The following is a 12,618-nucleotide window of genomic DNA, read 5'->3' on the forward strand; positions in this document are numbered from 1 at the left end:
ATGGAACAATTCATAAAAAGAAAAATTCAAATGTTTCTCCTAAAGAAATCGCCATACCTATTATTAATTGTATTATTTATCGTTATTATTATAGGCATTGCTGAAATGATATCAAAAATACCTTTCGTAGGTGGATCACTAAACCAAGAGAAGATAAAAGAAGTGCAAGCAGAAATTGGAGATCAGATAGGCATAATAAATTATGATAAGGTAAAAAAATACATTGAAATTGAAGAAAACTCATACCCCAAAAATCAAAATGCCAATATCTTAGTATATGAAGAAACACTAACAGAAATAGCTCATAGAGATGATAATTTTTTATTAGCTAAAGCTAACCACGATAAAACGGAAAACGTTCTGTTTAGAATAGGTGATACAACAAGAGTTTATAGGTTATGGTGGCAATTTCTTGCAGGCGTAGATGTCATTGCGACAACATCTAATGACATAAAAGATATGTCTGTCATGAACGTCGTTAAAAAAAAGCTAAGTCCCATTTTTGAGTATACGTTTAATATGAATAACCTAAGTGATTTTGAATATTATCAAACACAATATTCATCAGTCTATACCCATAAAAAAACGTATAAAAACGGTGTATTTGAAGGTTCAGAAAGGCATCAAATTAATACAACTAAAAAAATTCCGTTACCTTACTTAAAAAGTGTTAGCACCATGTTTGAAAATAAAACGTTCAGTTATAATAAGACAATTATTGAAACAAGTGAATGGCACTTAACGGACCAAAAGGCAGAAGTTAGGTATGAGTATGAACAAAGTGAGGATGGTAATTATGTGTATGTTAATGGAAACTATGAAAGAAGAACATCTGCAAATAAAAATTCGGAACAAGGTGGATATATCGAAGACGACAAGGGAGCTTATGTAAAAGTATCATCCTACTATATCTCTTATAATCAAAAGTATCATAAAGGAAAACAAAGATACAGTTATGAAGAACCAACTTTAAGAGAGCGTTACAATAGGATTAAAATTACGGAAGAACTTTATATCTATAACAGAACCAAAACAGAAGGCTACAATATTGTCAATAGTAGTTCCCAAAATACAAGATATGATGAATTTATAGCCACACACAACTTAGAAGATAAGTTAGTAGAAAAGGATAAGGAATTAATTTTACATACAGGAGCTTTATTCCCTGAATCCTACGAGTTTAGTTACAACGCCAATACCTACTTAGGTCATAATTCAAAACTCATTGTTAATGGTGGTTATGAAGGTACAGGAAGTTATAAGGTAACAGATGAACAAACAAAGTTTATTTTACCCATTAAATTCAGTGAAAACGTGAATGAGAAAAAAATTAATATATCTTCTCATTTTGGGCCAGGTACATTGACTATGAATGGGATAACAAAACATAGGTTCCATCATGGAACAGATTTTCCTATTATAGTAGGGACACCTATCATAGCAGCTAGCAAAGGGAAAATCCTACGGACAGGAAATGGAAAGATCGCTGGTAATTATGTTGTCATAAAACACGATGATGGATTTATAACCAAGTATTTTCACTTGAATTTGATTATGTGTAAGAAAGACCAGGAGATTGATACAGGAGAAATAATTGGCTTATCAGGAAATACAGGTTATTCAACTGGACCACATTTGCATTTTGAAGTTATCAATCCACAAGGTAATCATGAAAACGCAATGATTTATTTACCATTAGTAAAGGATGATTAGATGAAAAGAAAAATTGCTATAGCTACAGCAATTGAAAGGCTTAATGAAACATTGATAGAAAAAATTAACAATAAGTATACTTGTGAAATCGTACTATATCGGGGATACCTTATAGAACACGCATTTGATATTGTTATATTAAGTAGCCGATTAGATGGTGAGGAAGATTTAGAAACAACTTTTCTGGAACTAATAAAGCAAGGGAAAAGGATAATATTTTTAACCACATCTGATAACGAAGAGGAAAAGAGATTATGTATAAAATATGGTGTATTTGATATTATATTTGATTCATTAAAGCCTTCAGATATTATTCATTTAATTGAAAATCCAAAATCTGTAAAAGAGATGTCACATGTTATTGAAACTTTAAGAGAAAAGCCAGATGACAATAATGAAAGTAAAACCAATAGCTTGAAAGTTGAAATAGTGGATGAAAGTATCAATCAACCTAAAAGTGAGCCTACTAAGAAGAATATCGTTCATAAAATAAATAAACTCACAAAGAAAAATTCCTTACTTGATGTTGATAGCAATGAGTTAAATGGGAAAGAAAATAATACATTAGATAAAATGAACCTTTATAAAGAAGGAAAGAAGGAACCAAAAGAAGATATAGAAAGACCTGTTGTAACCATTATTAAAGATAAAATAATAGGTACATTGGTAATAGCAGTAACAGGCTCAATGCAGCGCATTGGGACAACCCATACATGTATTTCTATAGCAAGTTACTTAAAAAGTTTAAATCAAAGTGTGGGCGTTGTAGAAATGCACGAGAGTGATAATTTTTCAATATTAAGAAATGCTTATGAAGATGTTATAGAAAAGGAGAAAGGTTTTTTATTAAATGGCTTTCATTTCTATAGTTATGAGGACAGCATAAACTTTTTTGAAATATTACATAATGATTTTAATTACATCGTATTGGATATGGGTGATTTTAAAACGTGTAATAAAACTGAATTTCTCAGAGCAAATATAAGGATAGTCGTTAGCGGGGTAAAAGATTGGGAAATACCTAATTTGGACCAGTACCTAAAAGAGAAAGATTTAAAGAATAAATCGAAGTATTACTTCACTTTTTCAAACAAGGAACTTTTTAAGTTTGTGAAATACAACTTAAGTGGTTTGGAGTGCTATATGGCTCCTTTTACACCAGATCCATTCACAGTTGATGAAAACGAAGTATTTTCTTCGATGCTAAAAGATGTCATACCGACTAACACTATGAAGAAAAAGAAAAGGCTATTCAATATATGGAAGGGGGGGATAGGAAAATGAAAAGGAAACCAGTTTTATTAAAAAAAGAAGTAGAAAAGGAAGTGAAGAAGGAAAATGTAAAAGATGAAAATATAGACGATAAAACAGTCATCCAATCGTTTAGAAAACTAATAGTAGGTGTATATGATAATGCTGAATTTGCAAGTGAATTTGCTTTATTTATCGCTGAAAATACAACATTGAAAATACTGCTTATTGATGCAGACACATTACATCCTATTATAGCTGAAACATTAGCAATGAAACATACATTTAATGCTAATATTAGCACAAGCATCAGAACCACATCATCCTTTAACATGGCCATGGATTACATGGCAAAAGGTAAACCTACCAGGGAAATATTTCAGGAGATGTGTATAAAGTGTAAATCATTATATGTATTGACTGGAAATGATGACTTAAATATGTATGAGTATTATCCAGAGAACGCATTTAAGGAACTACTTATCATGGCTATAAAGTGTTTTGATATGGTGATTGTCAACACCAACGCATGCATATATGATGCCTTTTACGTTGATACATTAGATACATGCGATACAATGCTTTATCCGGTGGAGTTAACAGCAGATAAATTAAAAAAAGTGAATCAGTATGTGATGTATGGTTTACAGAAACGATCCATTGAAAAAGACCGGCAGAAGATAATAGGCTTCAATTACTCACCATTACATATGCCAAAATCAGAAGTAAAGGCTGCAACAGAAAAAAATTTCCTAGGAACAATCGTTTATGATGAAAAACGGATCAGCGCTAGGAGTAAATTTCACAAACGATATAAAATGAGTAGAAAAGTTAAAAATGATTACATCACATTACTCAAAAAATTCAACATACATCTTGGTAAAAGGGGCTTTTTTAAGAAGAGGTGAAATGGATGCCTACAATCAATACGTTTACAAAAAGAGAACAGACAAAACACATTGAGAGAGACCTAGTTAATAAGAATGAACTATCACTAATTGAGGAAATAAGACATAAAATTGTTACAGAACATGCGCTACTCATCCACAGAATCTCCGAAGGGGCTGACAAAGAACCCCTTCTAAAAGAGATTAAAAAAATGATTGATACGTATCCTTATGGCGATAAGGAGCGTATATTTCAGGAAATCAATAACTTTATGTATGGGTATGGTATTCTTCAAGACTTAATAACTGATGATACCATCTCGGATATTGATTTTACCCGGTATAACTATTGTACCATAAAAAGAAATGGTGTAAAAGAAGAAGGAAATATCTCCTTTATAAACACAAAAGAGTTTCAAGATTTCGCAATGTTAATGATTGCTCGAAATGGTGGAATAATTGATGAGAACAATACCCATTGTCGAGTATCCGATGAGAAATATAGATTGCGTATCAATGTATCCATACCACCTCGAAATGTAACAGGTGCATCTATGATAACGAGAAAGCATCCGATACACCCATATAACCTTGATGATTTAGTAAAACTTAATATGCTCACAGAAAAACAGAAAGAATTTCTGATATGTAATGAAAAAAATCTATCGCTGAATCTTATTATATGTGGCAAAGGTGCATCAGGGAAAACAACGCTACTACGAGCCATATTAATGGAGGCATACCCAATGAATACATACCTGGTATGTGAAAAAGATACGGAGTTGTATATGAATGATTATGATAACTTTGTCATTCAAAGAATTAAAAAGAAGGAGTTAGGCGGCGTAAAAGTTGAACTAGAAGATCTTGTAAGAGAAGGTCTAACCATGTCAGTGGATTGCATGGTTGTAGGAGAAATCGTTGATAGTGAAGCATACAGTCTTATTAAAGCAGGGTCAACGGACCACAAGATAAGGGCAACCTTGCACAGTAAAGGTGCTGAAGCTGCAATCAACAGATTAATAACACTTATGGAATCTGCGGATAAAAAAATACCTATACATACCCTAAAGGCAATCACGAGCCAAGCTGTAGATATAATCATTTATATGAGCGATTTTAAAGTACAACAAATTGTTAAGGTACAGGGGTATAACCGGGAAAAAGACACATTTGAATTTGTGGACATTACAGAAGGTGGGGCGGAACATGCTAAATGAGCTTATAGAGTTATATGCGATAGCAACACTATCTTGGCCAATTTTCATCTTATTCATTATTATACTGGTTACAACCATCTTAATTGTTGGCATAGTTACCCTTAAATTGCCTATAGGATCAACTTTAAGTACCACTGTTAAGTCCATTAAAGGTGGCTTTAAAAAACTTGATAGAAAGGCTAATAGGAACCTTATAAGGATAGTACAGTCACAAATGAAGGACGATTATACACTTAAACTTAATTTCTTAGAGAATATGGACTTGACATTGGTTCAAAGAAGTAATATCAAGAAGTACGTGCCATTTGTAAATATCTATACACTTTTAATCCTTCAAGGTATTATATTTGTCAATATCTTTCCTAGAGTGTATAGCATCTTTCACTCTGTAATAACCGCCATACTTATTGGTGTACTAATATGTTTTCTACCAGTGGCCATATTAGATGGTATGGGCAGGTATAACTCCAATAGGATTAGATTATTAACAACGGATTTTCTATCGGTATTACACAGTTTCCTAGAAATACGAAGTGATTTGCTCTACGCAATGGAAAAATCCATTGATAATATACCAGAGCCTTTAAAAAGTTTCGTCATAGAATGTGTGGTCCAAATTAAAAACGGAGTGGATATAGAAGTTGCACTTGATCTGCTATCCTACAAAGTCAACATACGTCAGTTTTATAGTGTCGTCTTAAATCTAAAGCAAGCGGTGAAAAGTAAAGGAGATGTTTTAGAACTGGTCAGAAGATTAGAGGACGAGGCCTTTATGCTGGAAGAAGAATTTGACAACCGAAAGATGAAGAGTTGGTCAGACCGAATATTAGTTAACATCATCATGGTAATAGCCATTCTAGTTGTGTATTATTGCGTTCAACTAAATGCAACATTAAGAACTTTATATTTAGGTACCACAGAAGGAAGAATAATCTTGAATGTATCATCGTTGTTATTTGCAATTGGATTTTATTTTAATCTTAAAATAGAAAAATTTAACCATTAGGAGGTTGTGATTGTGCAAGTAAATTTACTAGAGGTATATACTAGGGAAAAGATTGTTGAAGATATCAACAAATATGGTGGTTATCCAGTAATTGAAATGATTCAAGATACATTTAGGATGAAAGCCAAGCCAACAGGACATAATCTATATGCTGATGGCGGGATGGGATTTAATGTGAATGGTGGTAGTTTAAATCCTGAAACCCCACAGCATACATGTGTTAGCATATCAAAAGATGCTAGATTGTATCGAATAGAGCCTAACCCATATTGGGATGGAAAATCCCTTAACAATATAGGTATCTTAAATAATGAAAATAGATTAATTGGTGTCATTTATTACCCTGAGCACCTATATAATGGGGGTTTAAAGGAAGGAACTTTTAAAATGTTGACTAAAGCTATATTGGGTAAGAAGGAGGAGCATACCAAGTAATGATGCCATTAATATTAGCTGCATCAATACCCTTACTGGAAAAATTGATTACACTAATAGTAAGCATAAACAGAAGAAGGAGGAGTTAATATGAGAAAACATGGACATGGAATGGTTGCAGCACAAAGAATACTGCAAGAACGTTTCAATAATGAAAATGTAATTGTCGTACATCTGGACACAGAAAATGATAGACGAAGTACGAAAGAAGGTGTCATCATTGGGATGTCTTCAGCTAATAAACCAATTGAGTCATGTAGCTATGTGAACAAAAATCAATAGATGGGGAGGATGTGCATGTGAATACAGATCTTATCCTGAACATGATGCAGACAAATTATATATTTACGCTATTACTGCTTGTTGTAGTGGTAGTTACCATATACCTGGCTGTTCAATTATATAAGTATGTGACCTCAAAATTAGACAGGACATTGGATAAATTAATAAGTTATCGTAAGCAAAAGCGAATATTCAAGATGGCCAATATGAGAGTTAAACTAAATAATAAACAAATGCAGAGCTTTTACAAAAGATGTGAACTTCGAATGCTTAGGGCAGGAGAGAATAGAAAAAGTATGGTATATAGCTATATACTAATGGGTTATGGCTTCCCGTTATTCCTCTTGCTAGCCTTAATATTAGCTGGATATTTTATAGAAGCCATGCTACTAGGATTTGTTGCTAAGGGACTTATTGAATTATACATTGTAAGTGAAATAGAAAAGCAAGAAAGAATGTTTCACATTGAAGGTTACAAGATATATAAGTTTTTGAACAATCAAGTAAGTAGTGGAATAAGTACCTCAACAGCAGTCAAAAACTTATACAAAGCCGTTCATGATCCCCTATTAAAAAGTCGATTGATGTTAATGGGGTCTACGTATATCAGTACAAATGACATAGACAAGTCCCTATCATACATAACCAATTATTATAAAACCTATGAGGCTAAATCCCTGGCTATTGCAATAAAACAGGGTGTAAAGACTGGACAAAACAGTAATACAATAGATAAGAAGGAAAAAAAGCTATTTGGAAAATATATGAATATCATAAAGTTAGAAACAGAAAAAATAAAAATGAAACGCATTGGCATAGCATTTATGTTTGTAGTCATCATCATGATTATTGCATTCTACCCAATTTTTAAAGAACTGGGCAATGCTAAACAAGCGATATTTTAAAACAATGAGGAGGAATAAAAATGAGTCAATTAACAAAATTATGTATTAAGGTAAAATGCACACTAAAGGATAAGGTTAGCATGTTCCTAGAAGATGAAAGAGGGGTATCATTCATCGGTATGTTAATCGCATTAGCTATCGTTGTGCTAGTTGGTGCCTACGTAGCTTTGCCTGGATTTAGAACTTTTATGAGTGATCTAATGACTGATTTAGGCACTTGGTATACAACTAATATAAAAGATAAAATTTTTCCAACAGCATAAGTAGGTGAGTCAATGGATAGCATTATAGGGATAGTTTTTAAAGGGATAGGCATGGTGTTTTTAGTAGCCTTCGTGGTTATATTACTTCAAATATTTATTCCCTTTGCAGCGGAAAGAGAATTTGCTATAGCAAACACCCCATATAAAGACAAAGCTTTAAAAGATGGGGGATTAACAAGTCTTGAAATTACAGAGCTGAAAAATAAGCTTAGTGCAATGGATGGCATTGAAGATTTGACTGTCAACATAAGTTTGCGTAACACAAGGAAGTACCAGGAAGATATTGTATATACCGTAACAGCGAAATATAGGTACAGTACATTGGTATCAATATTCACAAGGAAAATGGAAGAAGTAACATTAACGTATAAGCGTCAGTTTCCCAATAAAAAAGTGTTAAACTAAGGAAAGGCGAAGTGGTCAATGTGAAATGTTTAAAAGACAATAAGGGTAGTTCAGGTATTTTGTCCATACTTCTAATTGCATTCTTTGTTATTTTCCTTATTATGCCCGTCTTTGCAGCTGTATTTGAAAAGCAAATGATGACTAAAATAGCTAGAGATACAAAAAGTATTATAAAAGACTCCTTAGAAGCTACATACACAACGCTCAATATAGAAAAAACATCCATAAAAGATATTGAGTTTACCAGTGATTTTAAGCAAATATTTGATAAGTACGTAATAGATAACTTAAACTTAAATGTAGATTTTACACCAACAGATAAAAGTATGGCAGATGCAAAAGTGCAAGTGACAGAATTACAATATGAAGATCGCACAAGAAAATTTATTAACGTAAAAGTCATTTTACCCATTAAACCACACATCTACCGTCAGATATTGTTAAGTATAATGGGAAAAGAATGGATAGGCTATGAGATTCCATATACTCTTAGCCTACCAGTTGACAATTAGAGGGAGGTTGATGGATGTTAAGGCAGATAAAACTTAATAAGATTCTCATCTTTATTATCATACTTCTTGCAGCTCTTGGAGGCATTGTTTATCTTATTAAGAGTACTGTACCAATGGAGCTAGAAAAAACAGTATATGTATTCAGTAAAAGCCTTGAAAGAAATACAAAAATAACAGATGAGTATATCTCGGAGAAAAAATTTCGATTATTAAACGTTCCTAGTGGAGCTATAACAGATAAAAGTATGGTGATAAATAACTATACATCACGTTCTGTTGAAAAGGGTGAAGTAATAAGTAAAAACAGTTATGCGGAAGAAAAAAAAGAGAGTACATACATGGCAAAACAAGGACATGTTCTTGTAACGATCAAGTTTGATAGTCCAGACAGGGCTAACGGATTTAATGTAGATAAGAACCAGAAAATAAGATTAATTTATTCACCATCTAGTGGACTAGCAGAAACAGTTCCAGAGCACTTTAAAATAACGAAAGTTATAGATGCTGAGATTATTGAAATACAAGATATTAATCTCTTTACAGAAGGTGAATTAGATTATATGGATGCAAAAGCAATGTATATAACATTTGAAGTCACAGAAACAGATGCTATTTTCATTGTTGAAGTAAAGGACAAAGGTCGAATAGAAATTATAAGTTAGGGAGGATTACACATGGAATATTTAAAAAAGCAAGAAAATGAAGTAATTTATAAAACTGGAGAAGATGGCGTTGTAAATTGTTTTAAAGCTAATTTTGGTGACACTTATACACAGATAAAAAAATATGAAAATCTGGATTTAGATGACTTATACGGTGCGTTATTTAAAGTCTGTAATATACCCTTTGCAAAGATAAAAACATCATTAGTATACGGACAAGTCAGAGATGAGGAAGATTTTTATGTTGATGATGTTGGTGTTGAAATAGATGAAACGAATATAACACTATCGCTAGAACTAAAGATTAGAAGTGTAAAAGACAATCAAGCATATGAGATGCTTTTTAAAGAAATTGACATAAAGGATGTCTCCATGAACAGTTATTCAAGGCCTCATGAAGGGACTGAGAAATATTATGTAAGCAGTTTAAATCGTTACTTAAAGGTATTTAAGATAATGGAGGGAAAAAAAGAAATCGTCTTTGTACGTGAAAGAATACAGGAAGAACGGCTTATGGATTCATCTACTCATCGAATATTTTTTAGATTTATAAAACAAGATTGAAAAAATCACTCAAAAGTGATATAATAATATTGTAAACAGAAGTTGCTACAGTCAAGAAGTACCGCAAATACTTCTTGACTAAAATAGGTGCCCATACACCCACACAAAACGCATTTGTAGCAACTATATAAAATATAAATTAAATTTATGTAGTTGTCAATACAAGGTAGAAAGTCTTCTTTTACAAAAAAGTGTGTGGTGTAAACTATATGCTTTTTTTAGATGGAAGGAGAGAGAGAAGTGCAAAAGAAAAATATTGAGTCCTTTGAAATGATGTTTTCAACAATGGAACATGGTATAAGGACAGGAAGAACAGCTTATTACCTAGCTCTTGAAGAAGGACTTACGGATGTTGAAGTATATAATACAGTTTTTGGAGCTGTATTACACGATATCGGTAAATTTAATCTTGATGAGCACATATTGAGTATACCTGGCCGACTAACAGAAGAACAATATGCATATGTAAAAAATCATGCAGCATTTGGTTTTAAATTACTATCAAATAGCTTTAATCAAGATATACAAGAATCAGTATTGCATCATCATGAACGTCTTGACGGCAGCGGGTATATGCATAAAAAAGAATTTTCTATTTGTACAAAAATAATAGCTATTGCAGATGTATATGATGCATTGACTAATAAAAGGTGTTATCAACAAAAAGTTTTTACGCATCAAGAAGCTATAGCTGAAATGAAAAAAAATAATGGATTTGATAGGCGGCTGCTAGATCACCTGGAATGTATGATGGATGATAATAAGAAGGTGATTGTGTGAAGTTATCAGCAATGAGTGAAAAAATAAAAATAGATATTATTAACAAGTGTGGGTTAAAGCACAAGAAACTTTGTAGATATAAAATTCGATTATTCCACAACATTGATAACATCGAGCTAAACATCTACAGATGGAAATTAGTTAAAACAATTTACTACCCACAAGAGCATTTTCTATTTAAGGAACTTGAAGATATGATTAGAGAAAATTTCTTAAAACGATTAAAAGCTAAAAAGTGGTGTTAAATAAGATGAATTATCAGACAACTAATCCTTGATCCTCTTCCTGAAGGTATTAATTGTCTGATAATTATACGAACGTTCCCTATTAATAACTGACAAATTAAGGAGTATTATGTATGAAAAAAGGAATCTTAACTTTACTATTAGTCGTAACACTAGTAGCAAATTCGATAATGATAAAAGCTGAAGATAATTTGTTTAACGACTTGCAAAACAATCATTGGGCTATCCCCAACATTCAAAAACTTGTAGACATGGGTGTTATCAATGGATTTCCAGATGGGTCCTTTAAACCTAATTTTAGCGTTAATGTGGACGCATTTATCAAGATGACTGTGACAGCCATGGGCTACACAAGTATACAAAATGGATCGCCATATTGGGCGCAGCCATTTATTGATAAAGCAATGGAACTTGGTATTATTCAAGAAAACCAATTTGCTTCTTATACTCAAGCTATTACAAGAGAAGAAATGTCCAGTATTATCGCTAAGGCTATTAAGGATGAAGACAAGGCAGATACCAGAAATCTTGTGGAAAACTATGTGAATGATTTTTCGTCTATTTCCTATACGTATGTGGAAGATGTAAAGGATGCATATGCTTTTGGAATTATTACAGGTATGCCAGACAATACGTTTAGACCACAGGATGAATCTACTAGAGCACAGGCAAGTACCATTATACATCGTATGATCGATGAGAAGGAGAGGAAGCCTTTTGAGCCTACAGAATCACCTACAGATGATAATGGTCAAGGTGGTAATGATTCAGGGGATGGTGGTAATGATGGTAGTGGTTCGGGAGAAGAACCTACCCCTATAGAGCATATTCATAAGATTGAGAACGGGAAGGTTGTTTATAGTACGGAGAAGATTATGGAGATATTAAAGGGGTATCCTATTATAGAAAATATGTATTACGACACCTTTGAAGAAAATAATATGAAGTTTACAGACCAAGAATCAGAGAGACAAAAATATAGCACATTGGCAATTGAGACAAAGGAATTTGTTGAGACATTGTTTAGTAGAAACTATAAAACATTAGATAAAGAAAAAGAGTTAGAAACATTACTTTGGTGGTTTCAAGGATGGTGGGGTTATAAGAACGAAAGACATGCCCCAAAAGATTTTGTTAATTTGTGGTTAGATGAAACGGAAAAATGGAAAATACAACAGGAAATGATACTTGTAACAGATAGCTATAGAATGGTCTATGGAACAGATAACGGTAAAGCTGTTAGAAGTAGAATTTATTTTAAATATGATAACCATGAAAATCATGAAAACATAAAATATGAATTTGAATTACTAGAAAAAATGTATTCACAGGTTGAAAATCTGCAAATGGGTAAGTGGTACTATGTAGATGTAGATGTAGAAATGTGTAATCCTGTTTCAAATGCTCCAGTAAATTGGAGTACTTATACCTACACACTATATACTTACACTTATTTAAGTGATTTTAAACTAGTTGAAGGACAGTAGG

The 12,618-nt window shown here is 32.5% G+C and carries 16 protein-coding genes; all 16 read left to right on the forward strand.

Annotated features, from left to right (window positions below; translation table 11 throughout):
- The 16 genes from HZI73_RS26220 (at position 1) to HZI73_RS26295 (ending at position 12,617) form a co-directional block, all read left to right on the forward strand.
- Complete coding sequence (locus HZI73_RS26220) at positions 1 to 1,713, forward strand: M23 family metallopeptidase (protein WP_212699014.1); 1,713 nt, start codon at positions 1 to 3, stop codon at positions 1,711 to 1,713.
- Positions 1,714 to 2,997 carry a response regulator gene (locus HZI73_RS26225; RefSeq protein ID WP_212699015.1) on the forward strand — a complete coding sequence of 428 codons (1,284 nt, stop codon included), beginning with the start codon at positions 1,714 to 1,716 and terminating at the stop codon, positions 2,995 to 2,997. It begins immediately after the preceding gene.
- The gene (locus tag HZI73_RS26230; RefSeq protein WP_212699016.1) at positions 2,994 to 3,872 is read left to right on the forward strand and encodes a hypothetical protein; all 879 of its coding nucleotides are present in this window, start codon (positions 2,994 to 2,996) and stop codon (positions 3,870 to 3,872) included. The genes HZI73_RS26225 and HZI73_RS26230 overlap by 4 nt, the downstream gene beginning before the upstream one ends.
- A gap of 5 nt (positions 3,873 to 3,877) precedes the next feature.
- Positions 3,878 to 5,071 (forward strand): ATPase, T2SS/T4P/T4SS family, encoded by a 1,194-nt coding sequence (locus HZI73_RS26235; protein ID WP_212699017.1) that lies wholly within the window; start codon positions 3,878 to 3,880, stop codon positions 5,069 to 5,071.
- Positions 5,061 to 6,077 carry a type II secretion system F family protein gene (locus HZI73_RS26240; RefSeq protein ID WP_212699018.1) on the forward strand — a complete coding sequence of 339 codons (1,017 nt, stop codon included), beginning with the start codon at positions 5,061 to 5,063 and terminating at the stop codon, positions 6,075 to 6,077. Before HZI73_RS26235 ends, HZI73_RS26240 begins: the two co-directional genes overlap by 11 nt.
- A gap of 12 nt (positions 6,078 to 6,089) precedes the next feature.
- Entirely contained in the window at positions 6,090 to 6,512 is a 423-nt protein-coding gene (locus HZI73_RS26245; RefSeq protein ID WP_212698943.1) for a hypothetical protein, read from the forward strand.
- A 90-nt stretch (positions 6,513 to 6,602) separates the two neighbouring features.
- Positions 6,603 to 6,794, forward strand: a complete 192-nt coding sequence (locus tag HZI73_RS26250; RefSeq protein ID WP_212698944.1) for a hypothetical protein — start codon at positions 6,603 to 6,605, stop codon at positions 6,792 to 6,794.
- 17 nt (positions 6,795 to 6,811) lie between these two features.
- Positions 6,812 to 7,699, forward strand: coding sequence for a hypothetical protein (locus tag HZI73_RS26255; protein ID WP_212698945.1), 888 nt, complete (start codon positions 6,812 to 6,814; stop codon positions 7,697 to 7,699).
- Between the two features lie 20 nt (positions 7,700 to 7,719).
- Positions 7,720 to 7,962, forward strand: a complete 243-nt coding sequence (locus HZI73_RS26260) for a pilus assembly FimT family protein (RefSeq protein WP_212698946.1) — start codon at positions 7,720 to 7,722, stop codon at positions 7,960 to 7,962.
- Positions 7,963 to 7,974: 12 nt separating this feature from the next.
- Positions 7,975 to 8,367 carry a hypothetical protein gene (locus HZI73_RS26265; protein ID WP_212698947.1) on the forward strand — a complete coding sequence of 131 codons (393 nt, stop codon included), beginning with the start codon at positions 7,975 to 7,977 and terminating at the stop codon, positions 8,365 to 8,367.
- Positions 8,368 to 8,387: 20 nt separating this feature from the next.
- Positions 8,388 to 8,879, forward strand: a complete 492-nt coding sequence (locus HZI73_RS26270) for a hypothetical protein (RefSeq protein WP_212698948.1) — start codon at positions 8,388 to 8,390, stop codon at positions 8,877 to 8,879.
- A 14-nt stretch (positions 8,880 to 8,893) separates the two neighbouring features.
- Positions 8,894 to 9,541, forward strand: coding sequence for an SAF domain-containing protein (locus HZI73_RS26275; RefSeq protein ID WP_212698949.1), 648 nt, complete (start codon positions 8,894 to 8,896; stop codon positions 9,539 to 9,541).
- 12 nt (positions 9,542 to 9,553) lie between these two features.
- Positions 9,554 to 10,105 carry a hypothetical protein gene (locus HZI73_RS26280; protein ID WP_212698950.1) on the forward strand — a complete coding sequence of 184 codons (552 nt, stop codon included), beginning with the start codon at positions 9,554 to 9,556 and terminating at the stop codon, positions 10,103 to 10,105.
- Positions 10,106 to 10,345: 240 nt separating this feature from the next.
- Positions 10,346 to 10,885, forward strand: a complete 540-nt coding sequence (locus HZI73_RS26285; protein ID WP_212698951.1) for an HD-GYP domain-containing protein — start codon at positions 10,346 to 10,348, stop codon at positions 10,883 to 10,885.
- Positions 10,882 to 11,130, forward strand: coding sequence for a hypothetical protein (locus HZI73_RS26290; protein ID WP_212698952.1), 249 nt, complete (start codon positions 10,882 to 10,884; stop codon positions 11,128 to 11,130). The genes HZI73_RS26285 and HZI73_RS26290 overlap by 4 nt, the downstream gene beginning before the upstream one ends.
- 113 nt (positions 11,131 to 11,243) lie before the next feature.
- Entirely contained in the window at positions 11,244 to 12,617 is a 1,374-nt protein-coding gene (locus tag HZI73_RS26295) for an S-layer homology domain-containing protein (protein WP_212698953.1), read from the forward strand.
- Position 12,618: the final 1 nt, after the last annotated feature.

Origin of the sequence: Vallitalea pronyensis (assembly GCF_018141445.1) — a bacterium.
Lineage (GTDB): Bacteria > Bacillota > Clostridia > Lachnospirales > Vallitaleaceae > Vallitalea > Vallitalea pronyensis.